Below are 20,747 nucleotides of genomic sequence, written 5' to 3' on the forward strand. Positions count from 1 at the left end.
TACGGAACAATGCCCATGGCCTCCGCCAACAAGCAGCAAAAACGCGCCACCCGCGCCAAAGCCAAGGCCAAGCAGAACCGCAGCCAACGGGCGGCCGCACCGGTCGAGCTGGACCCGAACGATGATCGCATCGACTTCGAATCGGTGGACCTGACCGAGCTGTTCAAAGAAATGCTCGACGCCGCAAAAATCAGCCAACAGGCGATGTGCACGGCGTTCCTCGAACACCCGCTGCTGGCCTTGGTGCTGGAGCAGGAAGGTGAAGAAACAGCAACCGACTTCATCATCGGCGCGCTGCTCGAATACCGTCAGTGGTCCACCGAAGCCGACGAAGCCAGCGCCCTGGCGTGGATCGAATCCCCAGCCTTCCAGGCTGATTACGTGGCGGCCTCCGCAGCCATCGCAGACCAAAACCAACAGAACTGAGTTCCCATGGCCTCCCTGAACAAACAGCAGAAACGCGCCAAACGCGCCAAAATCAAAGCCAAGCAAATCAACATCCACGGGCGTAAACCGGTCGAGCAGGACGAAGAACTGGATAACGAGCTAGGTGATGAACTGGGCGAAATCGGCGAGCCGATCCCGGAATACACCCTGGCGATGTTCAGCAAAATGCGCGACGCCGAAGCCGTCAGCCGCAACGAAATGCTGGTGACCTTGCTGTCGAACCTTGCCGACATCATCAGCGACCACCCCGAACTGCTGGACATGGAAAACGCCGACAACGAAGCCATGGCCGCCACCCACCTGGCTGCCGACATGCTGATCGACTACCGCATGTGGGCCGACGGCATGGACCGCGATGCCGCGCAGGCCTGGCTGACCGATCCGCAATTCATCACCGATTTCGGCACTGCGCTCGACACCTACCGCGCAACGGTGGATGCCGAGGAAGAGAAGGCTGAGTAACCAGCTTTCGAGGGAAACAAAAACGGCCGCCTGTCATCACTGACGGCGGCCGTTTTGCATTACGCAGTGCCAATCACACCAACACTGGCGCTCCAATCTTCTGCTGCTTGCGACGACGCGCCACAAACAACCCGGCTGCAACCACCATCAAACTGAGGAAACCGGTGGCGAGGATTTCCACGCGGTGGGCTTCCTGGAACAGCATGATGGTCAGGGCCGCGATGATGAAGAAGATCACTGCGTAGGTCAGGCCCGGGAACAGCCACATGCGGAATTCGATTTTCTCACCGTTGTCCACGCGCTTTTTGCGCATACGCAATTGCGAGAAAGCGATCACCAGGTACACCAGCAGCGCGATCGCGCCGGAGCTGGCCAGCAGGAATTCGAACACGGCGGCCGGGGCCACGTAGTTGGCGAATACCGCGACGAACGCCGCGCCGGTGGACAGAATGACAGCCCAGTAAGGCGTGCCGCTTTTGTTGGTGCGCTGGGAAACGGCCGGCGCGTCACCGCGTTTGCCCAGGGAAAACATCATGCGCGAAGCGGTGTACAGCGCCGAGTTCAGGCAGCTGGTCACGGCAACCAACACAACGATGTCGACGATCAACTTGGCGTTCGGGATGCCCATGCGCTCAAGTACGGTCTGGTAGGAACCGACCGCGGCCAATACCGGATCATTCCACGGCACCAGCGCCACCACGATGAAGATCGAGACGAGGTAGAACAAGCCGATCCGCCAGATCACCGAGTTGGTGGCCTTGGAGATTTGCTTGCCAGGATTCTTCGATTCGGCGGCGGCGATGGTCACGATCTCGGTGCCCATGAACGAGAACATGGTGGTCAGGATCGCGCCGAGCACCGCGCCCATGCCGTTTGGCAGGAAGCCCTGGGTGTCGAACAAGTGCGAAACACCGCTGACCTGGCTGTTCGGCAAGAAGCCGAAAATCGCTGCGAGGCCGAGGCCGATGAAACCGATGATCGCGATGACTTTGATCAGGGCGAACCAGAATTCGAACTCACCGTAGTTCTTCACGCTGAACAGGTTGGTCACGGTCAGCAGCAACGTGATAACCAGCGTGAAGGCCCAGATTGCGACGTCGGGGAACCAGGCATGCAGGATGGTCGCGGCGGCGTTGGCTTCCAGCGGAATCACCAACACCCAGAACCACCAGTACAACCAGCCGATAGTGAAACCGGCCCAGTGCCCGATCGCGCGATCGGCGTACGTCGAGAAAGAACCAGTATCCGGCGACGCCACGGCCATTTCGCCGAGCATGCGCATCACCAAAACCACCAGAGCGCCGGCAGCGGCATACGCCAACAACACGGCTGGGCCGGCAGCGGCAATGGCATGACCCGAGCCGACAAACAGCCCGGCGCCGATAACCCCGGCGATCGACAACATGGTCACATGACGCGGTTTGAGCCCCTGTTCGAGGCCATTGGAGCTTTGGGTACTGCTCATTGAAACTACCTTTGCAAGGAAAGCGATTCAGTCCGCCAGGTCTGTCATTTCTTTCTCGTAAAAAGAAACCAACGGGGCGTTCCTTATTCTGCACGCAATAATTGCGCCAAAATGTTACGAAGTCCCGAGAACCGCGGCTCTCCGCATGACCGGACAGTCATCGCAAGTCATTGAGATTAATGGCAATTCGCCAGAGCGTTACCCTGCGACTCACTTGTAGAACGTTTCAGCGCACCAGAAACACACTCGGAAATTGCGGGTTGCACAATAAAAGTGCAGAACATGAACGTTTGTCCGGTTAGCGCTTCCAACACCCCGTCAAAGCTGGCACCATCGCGCCTTTTTTTACGCGACACCCACGACATTTGTGATCGAGAGCAGGATCAAACGTCTGTTCGGTTGATAGCAGCGCGACAGCCTGCTGCACCAATGCGACAACCTGCCACACGCCATCCGTTTACCGCCCGAAGCGCTGTTGGCTGCCATTCGAACGCTATGCTAGCTTGGCCGCCTCGTCAGGAATGCCGCCTGCAGCAGAAGCGAAACACTATGAGGAACGCACATGGCTGAGGCCACGCCCGCGCTTGAAATCCGCAACTTGCACAAACGCTACGGACAGCTTGAGGTGCTCAAAGGCATCTCGCTGACCGCCCGCGACGGCGACGTGATCTCGATCCTGGGTTCCTCCGGTTCCGGCAAGTCCACGTTCCTGCGTTGCATCAACCTGCTGGAAAACCCGCATCAGGGGCAGATCCTGGTTGCTGGCGAAGAACTCAAGCTCAAGGCCGCGAAGAACGGCGAACTGGTTGCCGCCGACGGCAAACAGATCAATCGCCTGCGCAGCGAGATTGGTTTTGTGTTTCAAAACTTTAATCTGTGGCCGCACATGAGCGTGCTCGACAACATCATCGAAGCCCCGCGCCGCGTGCTCGGCATGAGCAAAGCCGAGGCCACCGAAGTCGCTGAAGCCTTGCTGGCGAAGGTGGGCATTGCCGACAAGCGCCACGCTTACCCGGCGCAATTGTCCGGCGGCCAGCAACAACGTGCCGCGATCGCGCGCACCTTGGCGATGCAGCCAAAGGTTATCCTGTTCGACGAGCCCACCTCCGCGCTTGACCCGGAAATGGTCCAGGAAGTACTTAATGTCATCCGCGCGCTCGCCGAAGAAGGCCGCACCATGTTGCTCGTCACCCACGAAATGGGCTTTGCCCGTCAGGTGTCCAGCGAAGTAGTGTTCCTTCACCAAGGCCTTATAGAAGAGCAAGGATCGCCACAGCAGGTGTTCGACAACCCGCTTTCGGCGCGCTGCAAACAATTCATGTCCAGCAACCGCTAACGGAGCTACCCACATGCAGAACTACAAAAGAATCTTCCTGGCGGCTGCCGTCACCCTGGCGTTCAGCGCCGGTGCCGCCGCCGAAACCCTGAAGATGGGCATCGAAGCGGCCTACCCGCCGTTCAACAACAAAGATGCCAGTGGCAATGTCGTCGGCTTCGACAAAGAAATCGGCGACGCCCTGTGCGCCAAGATGAAAGTCGAATGCACCGTGGTCACCTCCGACTGGGACGGCATCATCCCGGCCCTGAACGCGAAGAAGTTCGACTTCCTGATCTCCTCGATGTCGATCACCGACGAGCGCAAGCAAGCGGTCGATTTCACCGACCCGTACTACTCGAACAAGCTGCAGTTCATCGCCAAGAAAGACGTCGACTTCAAAACCGACAAAGAATACCTGAAAGGCAAAGTGATCGGCACCCAACGAGCGACGCTCTCTGGCACCTGGCTGGAAGACAACATGCCGGACGTCGAAGTCAAACTCTACGACAACCAGGAAAACGCTTACCTGGACCTGACTTCCGGCCGTCTGGACGGCATCCTGGCTGACAAGTACGCCAACTATGAGTGGCTGAAAACCGAAGCCGGCCGCGCTTATGAATTCAAGGGCGACCCGGTGGAAGAAAGCGACAAGATCGGGATCGCTGTACGAAAAGGCGACACGATTCGCGCGAGGCTTAACCTTGCTCTGAAAGAAATCGTCGAAGACGGCACCTACAAAAAAATCAACGACAAGTACTTCCCGTTCAGCATCTATTGATCCTGACCTGCCTGACGGGCGCCGTTCGCTGACGGCGCCCGTCCTTGGCATTGCCTGCCGCGATTGAAAAGAAATCCATGATTATCGACCTCTACGGATTCGGCCCGGCGCTCGCCGCTGGCGCGCTGATGACTGTAAAACTGGCCCTCTCGGCCCTGTGCCTGGGGCTGGTGCTCGGTCTGCTCGGCGCCTTGGCCAAGACCTCTCCGCTCAAGCCGTTGCAATGGCTCGGCGGCACGTATTCGACATTGGTTCGCGGTATTCCGGAATTGCTCTGGGTGCTGCTGATCTACTTCGGCACGGTCAATTTGATGCGTGCCCTGGGCGAGTTTTTCGGCACGCCCGACCTCGCCCTCAACGCCTTCGCCGCCGGCGTGATCGCGCTGGGCCTGTGCTTCGGCGCCTACGCCACGGAAGTGTTCCGCGGCGCGATTCTGGCGATCCCCAAAGGCCATCGTGAAGCCGGCGTGGCCCTTGGCCTGTCGAAATTTCGCATCTTCACCAAGCTGATCATGCCGCAGATGTGGCGCATCGCCCTGCCCGGCCTGGGCAACCTGTTCATGATCCTGATGAAAGACACCGCGCTGGTGTCCGTCATCGGCCTGGAAGAAATCATGCGTCACGCGCAAATCGGCGTGACTGTTTCCAAGCAGCCGTTCACCTTCTTTATGGTCGCCGCGCTGATGTACCTGGGCCTGACCATTGTGGCCATGACCGCCATGTACTTTCTGGAACGACGCGCCGCGCGCGGCTTCGCGAGGAGCGACTCATGAACTGGGAAGTCATCATCAAATGGCTGCCGAAACTGGCCCAGGGCGCGACGCTGACGCTGGAGCTGGTGGCCATCGCCGTGATTGCCGGGTTGCTGCTGGCAATTCCGCTGGGCATCGCGCGCTCGTCGCGGCGCTGGTACGTGCGGTCATTGCCCTACGCGTACATCTTCTTTTTCCGTGGCACGCCGTTGCTTGTTCAGCTGTTTCTCGTCTACTACGGCCTGGCGCAGTTCGACGCCGTACGTAACAGCCCGCTGTGGCCATACCTGCGCGATCCGTTCTGGTGCGCCACCGCGACCATGACTTTGCACACCGCCGCTTACATCGCCGAGATTCTGCGCGGCGCGATCCAGGCAATTCCGCCGGGCGAAATCGAAGCCGCGCGGGCGCTGGGCATGTCCAGGCCCAAAGCGCTGTTCTACATCATCCTGCCGCGCGCCGCGCGCATCGGCCTGCCGGCCTACAGCAACGAAGTGATTCTGATGCTCAAGGCCAGCGCCCTGGCCAGCACCGTGACTTTGCTGGAACTGACCGGCATGGCTCGCACGATCATTGCCCGGACCTACCTGCCGGTAGAGATCTTCTTCGCCGCCGGCATGTTCTACCTGGTGATGGCTTACGTGCTGGTGCGCGGCTTCAAGCTGCTGGAGCGTTGGCTGCGCGTCGATGCCTGCCAAGGACGCTGATTGTTCCTACGTGCTGACGGGCGAGGCCCTACTCGCCCGCTTCACCGCGCTGGATGCTTTCCTGATCGAGCATCAAGCGCTGTGGAAACCACGACCGTTCACCCATCTGCAGCTCCCTTGGGAAACGTCCTACCCTTCGTTGTCTTCCTGGCTACGCAGTCGGTCGCTGGAAGACGCGGAAACCAGTCATAACCAACCTTTTCTGCTGGATGCGCCGGAGCCGTTTGCTTCATTGGCGGCGCTGTCGCGTGAGCTGAGTTCAGTCGGCGCCTTGCCGACTCATGCGCTGGAAGCGGCTGGCCATCGATTGAACGTCGATGTGCCGGGGCGCAAATGGCAGCAGATTGAGGCGTTTTCCAGTTGTTTGTCGTTCGCTGCATCGCCGAACCATTGGCTGGATTGGTGTTCGGGCAAGGGACATCTGGGGCGGCGCCTGCTGCAATCCGGCCAGCAACTGACGTGCCTGGAATACGACGCCGCGCTGGTGGCGAGCGGTCAGGCACTCAGCCAGCGCCATCAACTGCGCGCGCTGCACGTCGAGCAAGATGTGCTCGCGGCAGATGCGGCCTCTTTATTAATCGCCGAGCACACGCCGGTGGCGCTGCACGCGTGTGGCGATCTGCATGTGCGGCTGATGCAACTCGCCAGCGCCGCTGGCTGCAAGCAACTGGCCATCGCGCCCTGCTGTTACAACCGGATCAGTCTGACGGCGTATGAGGCGCTTTCCTCGGCAGGCTCGCGCTCTGGCCTACAGCTGTCGCTCGAAGATCTCGCATTACCGATGAGCGAAACCGTCACCGCCGGGGCGCGCGTCCGACGTCAACGCGACACCTCCATGGCACGACGCCTGGGTTTCGACCTGCTGCAACGTCAACTGCGCGGCATCGACGAATACCTGCCAACGCCGTCGTTATCCAGCGCCTGGCTGGATAAATCCTTCGCCGACTACTGCCATCATTTGGCCGCGTTGAAGCAGTTATCCACAATCGGCCCGCAAGACTGGCCCGCGCTCGAAGCCGCTGGTTGGCAACGACTGGCCGAAGTGCGCAATCTTGAGCTGCTGCGAGGCCTTTTCCGGCGCCCGCTGGAGCTATGGCTGGTACTGGATCGAGCACTTTTCCTCGCCGAGCAGGGTTACCGCATTCGGCTCGGCACCTTCTGCGAAACCCCGCTCACACCGCGAAATTTCCTGCTGCTGGCCGAACGTCCTGAACAGGTCCAGCCTGTGGATAACTCTGTTGATGAAATTATCGTGGATCCAATAAATCCGCTGTTTCGCGGCTGAAACAGAACTGTTCATTTTTCGTACATATAAATAAAAAACCCTAAAAACAGGCATTTGCGAACAAATGAGAACGAGTTCACAAATACGCCTCTCGTCACTCATAACGACTGTCGCGTTGTGCATAAGCACTCTATGAAAACGACATAACCGCCGATTCCCGGACACGATCAGCGGAAAATTGCGCCACGTAACCGCGCTTGTTATACAAGACGCCAAGGGTGCCGCCAGCGCAGCCAGGAATAACCGACAGGACGCCACTGTGACCTTCATTTCCTACGCACAGAATTTCGAAGACATTCGCCTGTGGCGCGCCCTCAAACAGTTCGAAAATGGCTTTTACATCGACATCGGCGCCAACGACCCCAGCCACGATTCCGTCACCAAAGCCTTCTACGATCGCGGCTGGACCGGCATCAACGTCGAACCGATGCAAACCTATTACGACGCCCTGCGCCAACAACGCCCCAACGACACCAACCTGCAATGCGTGGCCAGCGACAGCGCCGACGACCTCACCCTCTTCGGCATCCCCGGCACCGGCCTCTCCACCGTCGACCCGGCCACCGCCGAGGAACGCACCGCGCTGGGCATGGACGTGCACCGCCAAACGGTCAAGGCCCGCACGCTCAGCTCGATCTGCGAGCAATACGCGCAAAACCGCGCCATCCACTTCCTCAAAATCGACGTCGAGGGCCACGAAGAAACCGTCCTGCGCGGCATGGACTTCGCCACTTGGCGCCCGTGGATCATCCTCATCGAAACCCCATGGGCGCGCGACCACAACTGGGAACACCTCGTCACCGACGCCGGCTACCAAGCGATCCTGTTCGACGGCATCAACACCTGGTTTCTGGCCGACGAGCACCTCGACCTCAAACCCGCCTTCGACATCCCACCGTGCAACCTCGACAACTTTCAACTGTGCCGCGGCCACGCTTTCAGCCACCCGTTGAGCGACGCCGACCAGCAACTCGCCGCCGCGCTACAACGCGCCGAACACGCCGAAGCGCAGCTGCGCGCCATGCAAAATAGCCGCACTTGGCAGGCCCTGCACAAACTCAAGAAAACCCTCCTGCGCACCTGACCAGACACCCGCGCAAAAATAGTCTGAATTCAGGGGTTTACAGAAGCATTCCAATCGCTATAATCGTCGCCCAACACGCCGGTATAGCTCAGTTGGTAGAGCAACTGACTTGTAATCAGTAGGTCCCGGGTTCGACTCCTGGTGCCGGCACCATACAAAACGAAGCCCCTGCAGAAATGCAGGGGCTTTGTTGTTTCTGGAGTGTCCACATTCCGTCCACAACCCGAAACTCGTGGGAGCGAGCTTGCTCGCGATGAGGCCGTCACACCCTTCGGCGATCCGCTGGTCAGTTGAATGGCGGCCTAATCCAAACCCAAACAACGAAGCAACCTCAACCAAACAGCATTTTTTGCCAATGATCCTCACCCACAATGGCAATCGAAGCTCCCGCCTCCCGCAACTCCACTGCCTTCATGATCTTCGTTCCATAAGTACTGTGGCGCCACTGCTCATTACCCACGCTACCAACCACCAAGTAATGCACCTTCTTACTCACACCGCCCCCAATCAAACCGCCTCTTTCTTCGACCAGCTTCTGACAATCCTTACGCGGCCCAAACGCCATAACGCCGGTGAAGACAAACATCCTGCCGTCCCACACCAAATCAGGGATTGGTGAATTGAAAGGAAGATCCGTAGGAGCAATGGCAACAGCACCGCCAACCTTCGGTCTCTCAATGCCCATCCCAGAAAAACCACGCAGGATGTTAAGCAACTCCAGAGACTCATCTATGTCTAGAACATTGTCCTGAAGCATGCACGCCAAACGCGAATACAGCAGATTGATCACCGGATCGTTCAGATGCGCGAGATTGTTTTCCAACCACTGCTTTAGAAAAACCGCTTCTGTGATGTTAACGACACCGTCGGCAGTAATTCCGGCGGCCAACCCCACCAAGGCATCGGCGGCGCGTCGGTCGATTCGGGAGCGGTTGAAGAATTTACTGTTCTCGAATTCGTTGTGTAGGTCCATTACGGGTTTTCCTTGGGGCGGGGAGTGATCCGATACGGAGACGTAACGGATGAATGTTGTGGTCAGAAACTAGCACCGCTGCGCACAGACACCTCATTTTTGGCCAGAAAAAAGATCCTTCCTCATTCACTGTTACAGCTTGCAGTTCAACAATCTAATGGATCGCGCTTGTCAGTTTTTGGACGGAGAGCCGTTGCTTTCCAGTCGGATCTAATTGCGCTAAGGACTGACATTTAGGTTATGTAAATCCTGAGGATATGACACTGCTACAACGCCGTCCTGATCAGATGGATCTCACTTAAAACTTCTAAAGCCCGCGTAACTTCCTGTGGAACACCACTAATTTCCACCCGTGGATAGTTTCATCCACAGCCGCAGAACACGCGAAAACTGGTGTCTCGATCCGAATTATCCACAGACGTAGACAAGATCGGGCCAAGCGCTGTCGTTGCCAGCAACCTAAGTAGCCAAAACCTTTAAGGCTACGCCACACGGTGGTAACTCTCCCAAAGTGCGATTAGCGTCCGGCGGCTCGCGCAGTCACAGCGATGTGATGGATGCCTACCTTTACCAGTGTGCCCACTGCGGCAACTCACCCCTTTCATAGCTGCCCTGCAGCAACCTATTCGCTTGGCCATTCCCATGCGCCAACCTGCGCCCGTTCTTTCTCCCGGAAAGAGACGGGCGCTCCTACCACTGCTGCAGCCCAACTCGTACAAGGCTTTGCGGCATTCCCCCTCGTGACAATCGGTCTGACAAACACCGAAGTCGCCAGCAACAGCGATGCAGATGATGGTGCCGCAGCCCACGGAATGGACTGCACCTGACTGACAGTCAGGCATGCCCCGATCATCGCATCACTGCCTTCACCCGACTCAGGATCTCGCGGCATTGGTCTCGTCAGCCAGCGCAGCCTCCACCCGCCCACGTCTTTGGAAGTGTTCAGGAGGCGAGATCATGAGATGCCCAAGCTCCCGGTCGTAAGGAGTCGTCAGTCCCGCGTTAGCAGACAACCCTCGCAGGTCGCAGGGGCCTTGATCCCTGATAACACTCAACATTCTTGGCGGGATGACGTGGGGAAGGTTTTAAAGGTTTGGCTTCGAGAGGAGTTTGAGCATGGGATTGGTAGGTAGACGGGCTGGGCGGAACTTTGGGTATGGACGGCAACTGAGTTATGCCGGGCCACAGGCGCTACGTGATCTGTTTGGCGGCGGGCATTACGGGACGGTCAAAGCGCACAGTGATCGGTGGCAGGCGTTTGTGCGGTGGTGTCGATCGGATGAAGGACCTAGGTTTAACGACGCGCGGCAGATTGATCGGCAAACCTTACTGGACTATGCCGAATATCTGCGCCAGCACGTTGAACAAGGTGAGCTGACCATCGCCACCGCGCAAAACCGGTTGTCCAGTGTGAACCGGACCATGGCCGCGCTCCGCGGTGATCAGTATGTGAAATTGCTAAGTCCGAGCAAGGCGCTGGGAATGCGGCGCACCAGTGTTCGTCGTTCGGTGCCGCAAGGCCAAGACCGCGAACACGTGAAGCGGATCGTAGAGGTGCTTTGCGCACACCAGCAGCCGCGGGGCGCGGCCATCGCTCAGTTAGCGCGAGCCACCGGCATGCGTCTACGTGAAGCCATTTTAGCCGACCTTCCGCGCCTGAAGCATGAGGCCGAACAATACGGCAAGATCAACGTTCAGGACGGCACCAAAGGTGGCCGCTCGGGCGCCTCGGCCCCTCGTTGGATTACGGTAGATGATCATATTCGTGATGCGCTGAGGTTTGCCGATGAGGTCTCACCCGACGGCAGCCGCAACCTACTTGCACCGAACGAACGCTACCTCGATTTCTTGCAGAGAATCGTCCGCCCCGCACGGGACATCATCCATAAGCACGACCTCAAAGGCTTCCACGAATTGCGGGCAGCCTATGCGTGCGAACGCTATGAGCAAATCGCCCACCACCCCGCCCCAATCAACGGTGGTCATTGCTATCAACTCGACCGAAGCCTAGATCAAGATGCCCGAATACAAATCAGCTATGAGCTAGGGCACAACCGTATCGTCGTGGTGGTCGCTTACATTGGTGGTCGAGCATGAGCACGGCATTCGATATGGATCTGTTCATGGCGGGCGTCCTGACCGGGTCGCATACCACACGCCAACGCCACATTCGTCAGGCCAAAACTATCCAAGCAGCAATCGCTGAACGCTGGCAACGCGACAATCCATGGACTTGGCAGAGAAAACACCTTGCGTGGTTTTTAAATCACCACCTAAACCAGCGCACTGACTCGACGCGCTATTACTATTTGCTGACCATGCAATTACTCACTCATCGCCTACGAAAATCCTGGAAGTTTACCGCCAAGCGAAGGTCAGCAAACAACCATAACTGACATACGAATCCGGGGTAGTTTTGATTCAAAAATCGACCTACTTTCAGGGTAACAAGTGGCTGTCGTTGATATCACACTGCGCGAGCCAACTGAACAGCCTGCTTTCCCGAGATTCTTGAAGCATATCGCGACACAACGATTTTCTTTTAACCAAGCACTGTCTCTAGGGAGAATCGGGGATATTGTGCTCGAGTGGTTGCCTGAAGCACGGGACAAGCCCGAGGCTTCTTAAATGAGGGGGACTGCCAAAAAGTTCGTGCAGCAGACCATTACCTCACCTAAAAAGTCCGATTTTATATTTTCGACGTTCGAGACAACGGTGTATTGCTTCTTCTCTAGCCAAGCCCATACGTCCGCTTGAGATGTTGAGTTCAATTCAGTCTCGTGCTCTAGAAAATCCCTGACTAGTGGGCTATAAAATATTGTAGAGGGCTCAGAGGGCGTAATACGATAGGTTGGGCCGTAGGATCTGGCTTGAGAGAAATCTGTAGAGCAAATTATGGTTGTACTTCTGGCTTTGATACCAAATCGCTTGAGAAACCATGCATCAGCGTGATCGTGGACTTGCAAGCTAGTTTCGCGAGGGATGCGAGGGGAATGGTGAAAAATATTAACTTGTTCGACCGAGCTCAGTGGCTCAGCGAAGCCCCGATATAATGAAGGCATTCCATTTCCTATTTGAGGCTTTTGTACGCATGCTAACCGGCACCAGTAATGCAGTCAAAGAAAAAAAATTCTTTGATATGACAGGCCTCTCCCTTCTAGAGGGAAGGTATAGACTTCATAAGGAAGTCTCAGGCGGAAAAAGCTCGACAGGGTTCTTTGGTGTAGATGAAGAAACAGGCAGAGATGTATTCGTTAAGTTTTGTATCTTTCCTCGCTCTGAGCTGGAACGAGCAAGATTTAGAAATGAGGCCAGTTTTCTGAAGGAGCGAGCTCTTTTCAACGGAATTATAAAAAAGACACCGGAATATTTGGCAGATGGTGAATTGTTTGATGGAAAGATCCTCTACTTGGTTACGGAAAGGATTCATGGAACACTTCTGTTAGACTGGTTTGGAGAAAAGTTTTGCAATGCGCCTCTGATAGATCGGCTCACGGTAGCGTACCGAGTATTTGGGGCCGCCGAGCATTTTAGCATGTTCGTAACTCACCGAGATTTGCATCCAGGAAACATTATTCTTCTAAATGAAGATATCGATTTACACTCTAAGCGGCCAGATTATAAAACCATCATTCTGGACTGGGGTCAGTCATATAGCAGAATGCACTTCGAGTACAGCGAAAATGATAGTGACGACATGGTCACCATTCATAATGGCATCGGGAGAGAGATAACCAACTCGTTCTATAACCTACCTCCCGAGACCTTTATCGACTGGGAGGCTTCGGGGTCCGAGTACAATAAGTATGATTCTTGGGCTATGGGGCTGCTATTGTATAAGTTGGTAACCGGGAAAGACCTGTTCTCTTTCAAAAATATTGGGGAATATGCTGCGGCGCAGAAACGGATTGAATGGGAGGTTAAGTTTGGCTTGTTTGATCTTTCTACGTATGCGGCGAGCGCGGCGCCAATACTATCCGCGCTTATTGTGCGATTGCTGCGGAAGGATCCTAAAGATCGGATGTTTATTCAGGAAGCAAGAAATGCACTGTGGTTCATCTTGGTAGAGGACTTTATGCCGTCAGATTTTGGCATAATTCAGAGATTTCTTGACGCACCTAATTATTTTGATGAAGTTGAGTGGAAACACTTCGACTCTGAGCCCTTCGATTATTTCTGACAGCCATTCGCGACCCTCCTCTACTGGCCGATTTCGGCCGGTAGCGACAGGCAGAAATCGGCCAAGAGCAACGTGTCCACCCCAAAAAAGCGGCGAAAAGGGGATCTTCCGAAGGCATCGTAGGCTTTCTGTTCGACCCCTTCATGACCTCAATCACAACGGGCTGCCATCCCCGCCCGTGACAGCGAGGCCTGGAATCAAGCGTATGACAGTGCCGAGTAGCTCAGTGGAGACTCCCAACCCACCTTGATTACGCAAAGCTGCAAACTCTCGTCACTTACTATCATGACACGCATACTACAATGACTTCAGATATTTTTTAATGGCACTTGACTTACACTGCGACGGCTCAATCTCCTCAATAAAACTGTGATTATTCCTTTGCATTACATCCACAATATAAACATCTAACTCTTCATCAGTGACAGACACTATCATTGACTCACAGGTGTTCATAGCTGCAAATCTGTTCATCTGATGGGCACTATCAATAGCCAGCTCAAGCGCTCTAGCTCTAGCTCGCGGGGAAACATCTTCCCCTTCAAATATTACCTTCATGTTTTTAGCAATCACTTCAGCGAAAGCCCAGCTGTACTGCGCATCGGCGACCATCAAAGAATAAATTTTTAAGAATGATGGTACGTAACTCACCAGTTTCGGAAGTACTAGCAAAGAAATGAAATCACGACCAATCTCTAGGCAAATTCGTATTTTATCATCGTCGTCGAGCAACCCTAAACTATTGATAAATTCAATAACTTGGGCCGAACTGAATTTGTTCTCATTAGCCAGCCGGTCAGATATTGATGATATCAATTGATTGACCTGCCCCAGTCTCCCTCCACGTCCGATGATAACGTCGTAGGCCATCTGGAGCGCCTGTTTCATATCCGATAGATTTTGATATCGTCTCTTCTTATCAAGCTCGCACGCCCTTTCAATCACGTGAAATAACGCTGGATGTATTACCCCCTCCATCAGATAAGTAGGATTTTGCCTGGTAAGTAGAACATATAAGCTCTTGCCGAGCATAAATATGTCGCCGGTTTCATCTGCACCTTTAAATCCACCGTTCCCAAACTCGGGCGGCAGATATCCCTGAGTCCCCCAGAACATTGAGCTACTCGTAAACCTGGACGAGGACCCGGGCTCCATGCCAAGCCCGAAATCAGATACGACGATGCCCCTCTTACCTATTAAGAAATTCTGTGGCTTTATATCTCTGTGATATACGCCCTGGGAATGAAGCTCGGAAATGCAATCAATCATCTGATTGAATATAGATTCTTGCTTCTCAGGGCTACCCGAAATTTCATCGATAATTTTTGTTAGATCGCCATTATGGTAGTAGTCCATCACGAAGTATGGAGGTTCGTGGCGCACATTACTGTCTAGGACGCTAACAACCTTGGAGTTCCCCGCAAACCCTTCTAAAAGCCTAACCTCTCTTCGAAACCGTTTGATGTACTCATCGTCCTCTTCGCGACAATACTTCAAAACCAACCTACCGCTTTTCTCCTTTGTGGCATCCTCTACAAATAAGATCTGCCCCATCCCCCCACTATCACTGCAAATACCGGAAACTATATATCGATCGTCAATTAAATCGCCTGCACTATAGCTCATTACTCGCTCCATACCATGTAAACGTTAGAGTACAACGGTACTGTAATCAACGTAGGAAATCACGATTAATCTGTGGCTAATCTCGTCGCCATCATCCATGGACAAGTCCGAACTTTAAGGCGGGAGCCCATGCAGTATCAGAAAATATAAATCTTGGGAAGATTCTCATTCGCCATAGGCGTGGGTAAGACGGGTAGCTATAGGCTCATCAATGTGTGCAGGTAAACATGTAATATAATTGGATAGCGGTTCTCGATATCTGATAGGTGCCAAGTCTAGCGCTAGCAATTGGTTCGATACAGTCGATAGGGGGGGTATCCACTGTTGGCCGACTTCTGCCTATTATCCATGGGAAATAATTGGCAACGTTCAAGCTCTAGTGGTTTACCATGCCGTATGCTGCTCTGGATATTTTACGTTCAGACCGACAGCACTCCGTGATGATACGAGCAGAAAGGGTTTTGATTTTTGATGGGTGATGCTCGGTGTTTGCCCCAATTGCGCTACCACCGCTCATCCTCATGGTGGGCTAGAAATACCATAAGCGCTAAATTAATTGTGGTCTGCCCCGAATTTTCGTTACTATCTAAACCCTATATAGCCATACCTAATCGCTAGCCACCTCATCCCCCCCACAAAGAAGCTTGAGTAGCGGACTATTCGGGGCTATTTTGGAAAAAAACTGTGGGGGTTGAAACTTGCCAAGTCTCATGCGAATCAAAGGTAAGCATACACCTTGATCTAAAATAGTTATGTCTTTCAAGCCGATAGCTGTTACTAGATCGCGCCCAGCTGTGTATAGATCAAAATCAAGTTTTGAAATACAGATCTCTTTTCCATACTTTGTCCATATTTCCTCTGGAGGCAGACTCTTTACAAAGTCTACCTGTGCGGACATATCTATCCTACCCACCGGTAGAGTTGTATACACCCATAGTCGTGACCCAGGTGGCAAACTGATTGGCTTAACTCTCAGCTCAACACTTTTTTTGCCTTGCATAATGTTATCCACATGCCTCGGCTTTATGGACACCAGCGCCTCAATCATTATAGGCTTCCCCAATTAACACCTTCAGCTTATCCACGCCTATTCGCTCAGGGGAGACTAAGTTAGCATTACTTATTAGACCCAACTCTTTCGCTCTTGAAAATGATACGCGCCGATCAAATTCAATAAAGTTATCAAACGTGAAGACATGAACACGCCCGGCCCCATCAGAAATATCAAGTAGCTCTTTTTTTGACAAAACACCCTGTCGATCAAACTTAACGGCTGCCTCGTCAATATCTATGACATCTGAAAATGTAATTCGTGCGAAACCTATGATTTCCTGAATGCTTTTTATGCCAGAAACGTAGAAAGCAATAACCCCACCCCGTGTAAAAATAGACTCTCTAACTGGCGACCTAAAATACGCTTTCTCAAGTAGAAATATTTGCTGATGACTAGATAGCAGAGACAGTTGGTTCTTTACGTTACCTATCAGCCCATTAGCGAATTTTTCACGGATAGGCACTATGATACAATCCCTATCGGAGCTCAAGATAAACTTAGGCCCAATAGCGGTCTCGAAATCGAACCAAGAAAATACTTGAGACTCATTAAATGCATCAGAGATAAATATTCCGGTATTTTGAAGCTCCTTCTTTGAAGGAAGCTTTTCTGGAATACTGAACTCGCAAAAAGTTTTTACGGTTCGAGCGAAGTCCGACCAGTTTTTACGGTCTAAAAATTCACTACTCATAATTTTTACAAAATGATCAGCGGATTTGAAAAAGCCTTTCTTAGTAAGGGTTTCCGCAGTGATATCCTGATCTTTCCCGATATATAAATCTAGGCGATGCGAGAACGAGCACTTATATCTCAAAGCCATTTCTAGAAAGTGGTCAATTGCTGCGATTGCTTGGGGACGGCTCTCATCGATATACAACGCGGCTAATGCATGCCCTGAAGATTTAACCGGTTTCTGGAAATAATATATGCCGAATAACTCCCCATCCAGCCGCGCCTCATATACATTCGCCCCCTCTTTAGTAGGAGAGGCCGAGTCAAGACTTTCACTCACTAGCCCTGGCACTGAAAAAGAGCTTAAAAAAGCACTTAACTCATCAGTCATAGTAGAAGAAGAGAACGAAAAATCAGAATTAAGCGGCTTATCAGACCTTGAGAATCCATTATCCGTGATAAGTTCATCAGGCGAAAGTATAGAACATCCATACTTATATTTAATATCATTGCAAGACCTTAGAAGTGCTTTCTCGCGAGTTATGAAACCATCTATTTTCGCAGATATGCAATAAGCTAAGTGCCGTAAATCAGACTCATCATTCTGAGCTGATTTTCTACCTGCTGCTCTAGACGGAAAAATATCTCTTCTCAATGATTCAGCTATTTCTTGAACATCAGTATTTGCCATTAGTTCGGGGAATGCTCCAGCCATTCTCAAAACTGGATCATCCGAAAAGTGTGACGATTGCCGCTCAAGCTCCGCTTTGAACTCTGGAGTTATGCAAATCGAAAATCCTCCTTGGAATCCAACCTGCATGATTTTCACTATCTGCTCATAGCCTGGCCTTGCCTTGGAGACATCCAAGAGAAGATTAAGATCCAAAGCATAAATCCGTTTTTTAAGTACAGGTCCTGTTGGTCTAACGCCTACTCGCTCGTTGCCTAATGAGCCGAACAAGTCATTATCATTCACAACGAATCCACGAACATTAATAATCCGCTTAGTCGTCTCTCCGCCCTTGACCTGTTTATAAACCTGAAACCCTAACTTGCTCCAAAACTCGTTCGCTGGCAAATCAGAAGCCACCCTAGCCACAATGGAATGGTAGCCGTGCTCTTTCGCAAAATCTTTCAACGAACTTATTAAGCGCGAACCAATTCTGTGCCCTCTTACAGAGCGACAGGAGTAAATCTGGAAAACTTTAATACTCGGCATAGTGCCGCCAAACATCAGATACCCTTTTAGCTCTCTAGCCTCATTAACTATTACCCACAGCTGTCCTTTTGACGCCATTTGATCATATGCTGAAGAAGCCAAAAAGCCAAATGCGCCCTTGTTATTATCAGCGATATTTGAAACTTGATCTATGTACAAAGAAACATGATCAAAGCTTTTTAATATTGTGTATTCCATTACGAGTCAAACTCTTACTGAAAGGACAAGTTATTAGGAACGTATAATAGCACGAATCAGCTGAGCGCTCACCTGCCCTTAACAAAAGTCGTAGACCTTTAAAATACCGAATAAAAAATACTAATCCGCATGTCGCACCGTAGTAGAAAGCGAAGCTCGCCCAAAGCCATAATTTGATCTATTTAAGACGAGGTAATGATCGATACTTACACACAATTAAATAAGGGTAGAGAATGAGGTAGTCTGTCTAACTAGTAGAAATATTTTCTTATAAGTTCAATACGTTAGCTACTTGTTCGACCCCTGGTGCCGCACCATACAAAACGAAACCCCTGCAGAAATGCAGGGGCTTTGTTGTTTCTGGGGTTTGAAATACAAGAAGCTTGAATTTGAGCTCCCCCTCAGTATCTGCGGGAGTAGTTCGCCCTCACAAAGCGTGTGATGTAGCTATTTAAACCCCTTCCTGCCACTGCCAAGCGCCGCAGTTCGGCCACGGTTGCGGCACCGGGCTTGATCGAATCGTAAACATAATTTCTGTACGGCCCATCCGCGAATTGAACAGTAATTTCCCCCTGTCCTAACTCGTAAGCGATGACACCCGAATCGCCGCCGAGATTTTTGTATCGCTCCATCTGTCGACCTATCACCGATAAGTAGCGAATTGCTCCCATCTGGAACGATAGCTCGGATTTTACCGCGCTATGAAAGGGGGCCGATTTATTCTCATTCCAGGTGCGACTTTTGGTGCCAGCACAATACGAATCAAAGCCCTCGTAGAACTACGAGGGCTTCGCTGTTTCCGACGTCTGTAAATCAGGCCTCAGTGCCCCGCACTCTGCCCGCCATCAACATGCAAAATCTCCCCGGTGACAAATTTTGCGCTGTCGAGATACACAATCGCTTGGGTAATGTCGTGCACTTCCCCCATATGCCCAACCGGGTGCAGTGCGCCCAACGCGGCGTGTGTTTCTTCACCATGCATCGGTGTTTTGATGATGCCTGGGGAAACCGCATTCACCCGAATCCCACGCTTGGCGTATTCAATCGCAAGGGACTTGGTCGCCGCATTCAACCCACCCTTGGTCAACGAAGCCAACACCGACGGCACACCATCAATCGCGTGGTCCACCAGACTAGTGGTGATGTTGACGACATGCCCGCTGGCCTGTTTTTCCATCTCGGCAATTGCAAGTTGGGTGATGTAGAAAAAGCCATTCAAGTTCACCGACAGCACCGCGGCGTAGTCTTCCTGGGTGTAAGCGGTGAACGGTTTGGCGACGAAGATTCCGGCGTTGTTGACGAGTGTGTCGACGCGGCCGAAGTGCTCGATGGCTTCGCGGATTACGCGCTGGGCGACGGCGGGGTCGCCGATGTCGCCGGCTACGGTGTGAATATCCGGGTCGGTGGACGGTTTGATTGAACGCGAGGTGGCGACCACCTGGTAATCCAGTTCACGGAATGCCTTGACCATTCCTGCACCAAGACCTTGCGACGCACCAGTGATAACGATGACTTTTCTCGAATTGCTCATGATGGACCTCAACTAATAAATGATGGTTTGAAGATTGATCAGGCTTCAGCAGGCGCCTGCGCCATTTGCCGCAACATCTATTCGTAGTACTCGACGGACTGCGAACCGGACACCAGGTGACGACCGTTCAACACCATGGCCGGGACCGAGTTGATCCCGCGTTGGCGATAGAACGCTTCAAGTTCACGCACTTCGCTGGCGAATGCGCCGGACGCCAGTACTTCCCGCGCTGCTTGCGCATCCAGTCCAACTTGTGCGGCCAGTCGAACCAGTGTTTCGCGATCACTCGGGTTCTGGCCGTCGCTGAAGTAAGCGCGCATCAAGGCTCGCTTGAGTGCAACTTGCCGTCCTTCCGGCAATGCCCATAACAGCAATCGATGGGCATCAAAGGTGTTGTAGAAATGGCTGCGTTTCTCCAAGTCGAACTTGAAACCGATGGCCTCGCCGCGAGCGATCTGCAGCGCTTTGCCGGCCGCGACGTCTTCGGCAGTGCGCCCGTACTTGCGCATCAAGTGCTGCACCGCGTGCTCGCCTTCGGCCGGCATGTCCGGGTTCAACTCGAACGGCTTGTAGGTCAACTCCACCGCAACTTCGCCAGCCACGTTTTCGATCGCTTGCTCCAACGCCGTCGCGCCCAACGCGCACCACGGGCAGACCACGTCGGAGATGAAGTCGATAGCGACGGACGCAGTCATGACTTTCCCTGCGCGTCGGCCAGTTGTTTTCGGTACTGAGTGGTGGTCACCCCGGCGTAACCCCAGTTATCGGTGTCGACTTCCTCGATCACGATGTGGGTCAGGTGCGGGTCCTTGTTGAGAACGCGCTGCAGGGTTTCAGTGATTTCGGCGATCACCTGAGCTTTCTGCTCGGAGGTAACGCCATCGCGGGTGATGCGCACGCTTACGAAAGGCATGAGGAAATCTCCAGTGGCCAGCCCTTCGGGATGATGGGTAGGCGTTGGAGATAAATGTATTGGGTTGGGTCGGGGGGATAAAG

The 20,747-nt window shown here is 53.2% G+C and carries 18 protein-coding genes and 1 tRNA gene; 12 read left to right on the plus strand and 7 right to left on the minus strand.

Annotated features, from left to right (window positions below):
- Positions 1–15 precede the first annotated feature (15 nt).
- Both BI292_RS21445 and BI292_RS21450 read left to right on the plus strand, forming a co-directional pair.
- The gene (locus BI292_RS21445; protein WP_092274792.1) at positions 16–426 is read left to right on the plus strand and encodes a hypothetical protein; all 411 of its coding nucleotides are present in this window, start codon (positions 16–18) and stop codon (positions 424–426) included.
- Between the two features lie 6 nt (positions 427–432).
- Entirely contained in the window at positions 433–909 is a 477-nt protein-coding gene (locus BI292_RS21450; RefSeq protein ID WP_101209079.1) for a hypothetical protein, read from the plus strand.
- A 73-nt stretch (positions 910–982) separates the two neighbouring features.
- On the opposite strand, the gene gabP is transcribed toward BI292_RS21450, so the two are convergent.
- Positions 983–2,374 (minus strand): GABA permease, encoded by a 1,392-nt coding sequence (gene gabP / locus BI292_RS21455; RefSeq protein WP_101209080.1) that lies wholly within the window; start codon positions 2,372–2,374, stop codon positions 983–985.
- A gap of 562 nt (positions 2,375–2,936) precedes the next feature.
- Between gabP and BI292_RS21460 the strand changes: the two genes are divergently transcribed.
- The 7 genes from BI292_RS21460 (at position 2,937) to BI292_RS21490 (ending at position 8,451) form a co-directional block, all read left to right on the plus strand.
- Complete coding sequence (locus BI292_RS21460) at positions 2,937–3,710, plus strand: ABC transporter ATP-binding protein (RefSeq protein ID WP_092274801.1); 774 nt, start codon at positions 2,937–2,939, stop codon at positions 3,708–3,710.
- 13 nt (positions 3,711–3,723) lie between these two features.
- Positions 3,724–4,470 carry an ABC transporter substrate-binding protein gene (locus BI292_RS21465; RefSeq protein WP_092274804.1) on the plus strand — a complete coding sequence of 249 codons (747 nt, stop codon included), beginning with the start codon at positions 3,724–3,726 and terminating at the stop codon, positions 4,468–4,470.
- A gap of 77 nt (positions 4,471–4,547) precedes the next feature.
- A complete protein-coding gene (locus BI292_RS21470; RefSeq protein ID WP_101209081.1) occupies positions 4,548–5,243 on the plus strand; it encodes an ABC transporter permease in 696 nt (231 codons plus the stop codon).
- Positions 5,240–5,929, plus strand: a complete 690-nt coding sequence (locus BI292_RS21475) for an ABC transporter permease (RefSeq protein WP_092274810.1) — start codon at positions 5,240–5,242, stop codon at positions 5,927–5,929. The genes BI292_RS21470 and BI292_RS21475 overlap by 4 nt, the downstream gene beginning before the upstream one ends.
- Positions 5,910–7,214, plus strand: coding sequence for a methyltransferase (locus tag BI292_RS21480; RefSeq protein ID WP_101209082.1), 1,305 nt, complete (start codon positions 5,910–5,912; stop codon positions 7,212–7,214). Before BI292_RS21475 ends, BI292_RS21480 begins: the two co-directional genes overlap by 20 nt.
- A 259-nt stretch (positions 7,215–7,473) precedes the next feature.
- On the plus strand, positions 7,474–8,298 hold the full coding sequence (locus BI292_RS21485) for an FkbM family methyltransferase (protein ID WP_101209083.1): 825 nt from the start codon (positions 7,474–7,476) through the stop codon (positions 8,296–8,298).
- A 77-nt stretch (positions 8,299–8,375) separates the two neighbouring features.
- Positions 8,376–8,451, plus strand: a tRNA-Thr gene (locus BI292_RS21490).
- A 178-nt stretch (positions 8,452–8,629) separates the two neighbouring features.
- On the opposite strand, the gene BI292_RS21495 is transcribed toward BI292_RS21490, so the two are convergent.
- Positions 8,630–9,271 (minus strand): BRCT domain-containing protein, encoded by a 642-nt coding sequence (locus BI292_RS21495; protein WP_101209084.1) that lies wholly within the window; start codon positions 9,269–9,271, stop codon positions 8,630–8,632.
- A 1,116-nt stretch (positions 9,272–10,387) separates the two neighbouring features.
- Here BI292_RS21495 and BI292_RS21505 point away from each other — a divergent pair.
- The 3 genes from BI292_RS21505 to BI292_RS21515 all read left to right on the plus strand — a co-directional run bounded on the left by BI292_RS21505 (position 10,388) and on the right by BI292_RS21515 (position 13,451).
- Positions 10,388–11,368 (plus strand): integrase domain-containing protein, encoded by a 981-nt coding sequence (locus BI292_RS21505; protein ID WP_101209085.1) that lies wholly within the window; start codon positions 10,388–10,390, stop codon positions 11,366–11,368.
- On the plus strand, positions 11,365–11,667 hold the full coding sequence (locus tag BI292_RS21510; protein WP_101209086.1) for a hypothetical protein: 303 nt from the start codon (positions 11,365–11,367) through the stop codon (positions 11,665–11,667). Before BI292_RS21505 ends, BI292_RS21510 begins: the two co-directional genes overlap by 4 nt.
- 656 nt (positions 11,668–12,323) lie before the next feature.
- Positions 12,324–13,451, plus strand: a complete 1,128-nt coding sequence (locus BI292_RS21515; protein ID WP_101209087.1) for a hypothetical protein — start codon at positions 12,324–12,326, stop codon at positions 13,449–13,451.
- Between the two features lie 297 nt (positions 13,452–13,748).
- On the opposite strand, the gene BI292_RS21520 is transcribed toward BI292_RS21515, so the two are convergent.
- The 5 genes from BI292_RS21520 to BI292_RS21550 form a co-directional block, all read right to left on the minus strand.
- A complete protein-coding gene (locus BI292_RS21520) occupies positions 13,749–15,077 on the minus strand; it encodes a protein kinase (protein ID WP_157831289.1) in 1,329 nt (442 codons plus the stop codon).
- A 1,040-nt stretch (positions 15,078–16,117) separates the two neighbouring features.
- A complete protein-coding gene (locus tag BI292_RS21530) occupies positions 16,118–18,220 on the minus strand; it encodes a GNAT family N-acetyltransferase (protein WP_101209090.1) in 2,103 nt (700 codons plus the stop codon).
- Between the two features lie 820 nt (positions 18,221–19,040).
- A complete protein-coding gene (locus BI292_RS21540) occupies positions 19,041–19,751 on the minus strand; it encodes an SDR family NAD(P)-dependent oxidoreductase (protein ID WP_101209092.1) in 711 nt (236 codons plus the stop codon).
- A 77-nt stretch (positions 19,752–19,828) separates the two neighbouring features.
- A complete protein-coding gene (locus tag BI292_RS21545) occupies positions 19,829–20,446 on the minus strand; it encodes a DsbA family oxidoreductase (protein ID WP_101209093.1) in 618 nt (205 codons plus the stop codon).
- Positions 20,443–20,664 (minus strand): 4-oxalocrotonate tautomerase family protein, encoded by a 222-nt coding sequence (locus BI292_RS21550; RefSeq protein ID WP_101209094.1) that lies wholly within the window; start codon positions 20,662–20,664, stop codon positions 20,443–20,445. Before BI292_RS21550 ends, BI292_RS21545 begins: the two co-directional genes overlap by 4 nt.
- Positions 20,665–20,747 lie beyond the last annotated feature (83 nt).

The sequence above is a fragment of the Pseudomonas sp. 43NM1 genome, from assembly GCF_002836905.1.
Lineage (GTDB): Bacteria > Pseudomonadota > Gammaproteobacteria > Pseudomonadales > Pseudomonadaceae > Aquipseudomonas > Aquipseudomonas prosekii.

Excerpts from the sequence above, each read along its gene's own strand:
- BI292_RS21445 (WP_092274792.1), top strand. The coding sequence starts at position 16 with ATGGCCTCCGCCAACAAGCAGCAAAAACGCGCCACCCGCGCCAAAGCC.
- BI292_RS21450 (WP_101209079.1), top strand. The coding sequence starts at position 433 with ATGGCCTCCCTGAACAAACAGCAGAAACGCGCCAAACGCGCCAAAATC.
- gabP (WP_101209080.1), bottom strand. The coding sequence starts at position 2,374 with ATGAGCAGTACCCAAAGCTCCAATGGCCTCGAACAGGGGCTCAAACCG.
- BI292_RS21460 (WP_092274801.1), top strand. The coding sequence starts at position 2,937 with ATGGCTGAGGCCACGCCCGCGCTTGAAATCCGCAACTTGCACAAACGC.
- BI292_RS21465 (WP_092274804.1), top strand. The coding sequence starts at position 3,724 with ATGCAGAACTACAAAAGAATCTTCCTGGCGGCTGCCGTCACCCTGGCG.
- BI292_RS21470 (WP_101209081.1), top strand. The coding sequence starts at position 4,548 with ATGATTATCGACCTCTACGGATTCGGCCCGGCGCTCGCCGCTGGCGCG.
- BI292_RS21475 (WP_092274810.1), top strand. The coding sequence starts at position 5,240 with ATGAACTGGGAAGTCATCATCAAATGGCTGCCGAAACTGGCCCAGGGC.
- BI292_RS21480 (WP_101209082.1), top strand. The coding sequence starts at position 5,910 with ATGCCTGCCAAGGACGCTGATTGTTCCTACGTGCTGACGGGCGAGGCC.
- BI292_RS21495 (WP_101209084.1), bottom strand. The coding sequence starts at position 9,271 with ATGGACCTACACAACGAATTCGAGAACAGTAAATTCTTCAACCGCTCC.
- BI292_RS21505 (WP_101209085.1), top strand. The coding sequence starts at position 10,388 with ATGGGATTGGTAGGTAGACGGGCTGGGCGGAACTTTGGGTATGGACGG.
- BI292_RS21510 (WP_101209086.1), top strand. The coding sequence starts at position 11,365 with ATGAGCACGGCATTCGATATGGATCTGTTCATGGCGGGCGTCCTGACC.
- BI292_RS21515 (WP_101209087.1), top strand. The coding sequence starts at position 12,324 with ATGAAGGCATTCCATTTCCTATTTGAGGCTTTTGTACGCATGCTAACC.
- BI292_RS21520 (WP_157831289.1), bottom strand. The coding sequence starts at position 15,077 with ATGAGCTATAGTGCAGGCGATTTAATTGACGATCGATATATAGTTTCC.
- BI292_RS21530 (WP_101209090.1), bottom strand. The coding sequence starts at position 18,220 with ATGGAATACACAATATTAAAAAGCTTTGATCATGTTTCTTTGTACATA.
- BI292_RS21540 (WP_101209092.1), bottom strand. The coding sequence starts at position 19,751 with ATGAGCAATTCGAGAAAAGTCATCGTTATCACTGGTGCGTCGCAAGGT.
- BI292_RS21545 (WP_101209093.1), bottom strand. The coding sequence starts at position 20,446 with ATGACTGCGTCCGTCGCTATCGACTTCATCTCCGACGTGGTCTGCCCG.
- BI292_RS21550 (WP_101209094.1), bottom strand. The coding sequence starts at position 20,664 with ATGCCTTTCGTAAGCGTGCGCATCACCCGCGATGGCGTTACCTCCGAG.